Origin of the sequence: Psychrobacter sp. 5A.1 (assembly GCF_030407455.1) — a bacterium.
In the GTDB taxonomy this organism is placed as follows: Bacteria; Pseudomonadota; Gammaproteobacteria; order Pseudomonadales; family Moraxellaceae; genus Psychrobacter.
This window is the reverse complement of sequence record NZ_JASDDJ010000144.1, coordinates 1-676: the sequence shown is the minus strand read 5'-3', so window position 1 is coordinate 676 and position 676 is coordinate 1. Positions and strand designations below refer to the sequence as shown.

The window sequence follows — 676 nt, the reverse complement described above, 5'->3', positions numbered from 1 at the left end:
TAACCTCAAATATATCATCTTGCTTCGGCTGTCACCCCTCCTTTAATTCCTCAGCATACTTTTTGATACACCACCAAGTTTTTTATGGGATCAGCCCCTTTTGAACCTGTGAACTGGGTGGGGATTAATGCCAATGACAACCTACAGCGCAAGATGACGCACATGCAGACCAAGCAATTTCGGGCAGTGTGGGTAGAGACGGACAATCATGGGCAAGTTAAAATTGATAAACGTTATGGCATTATAAAAGGACGATTCTTTTTGCCAATAAATATCAATAACTTTAGCTACCCTGCTTGGCTAGCACCGAGCTTTCCGATGCATGAATGGTGCGATAAGAATGACATTCCCACTCTCGCTACCATCGACATGACACAATTACGAGCCGCGCATTATATAGAATGGTTCACCAAGCGTGGCTTTTATGATGAGCGTCAAACGCAAACAGCTTGGTCAGATAGTGAGCCGCCTGCGACAGGGTTATATTTTGTGGGAGATAGACTAATCGTGATTTGTCCCAAACAACCAAACCAAATAGATGAAGCGTCTTAGCTAACCTAGGGCGTGTCATCAATTAGCACATTAATAAATTTAGTGGTCTTAAAATGGCTAAATTTTGCTAAACATCGTCAGCAATTTTGCCAATATGTTCATATTGACGGCAATTTCTTCCTTG

The 676-nt window shown here is 42.2% G+C and carries 1 pseudogene; it reads left to right on the top strand.

The window, feature by feature from the left end:
- Positions 1–81 precede the first annotated feature (81 nt).
- A pseudogene (locus QL982_RS14490) lies at positions 82–552 on the top strand (DUF1853 family protein); the annotation flags it as partial.
- Between the last annotated feature and the right edge of the window lie 124 nt (positions 553–676).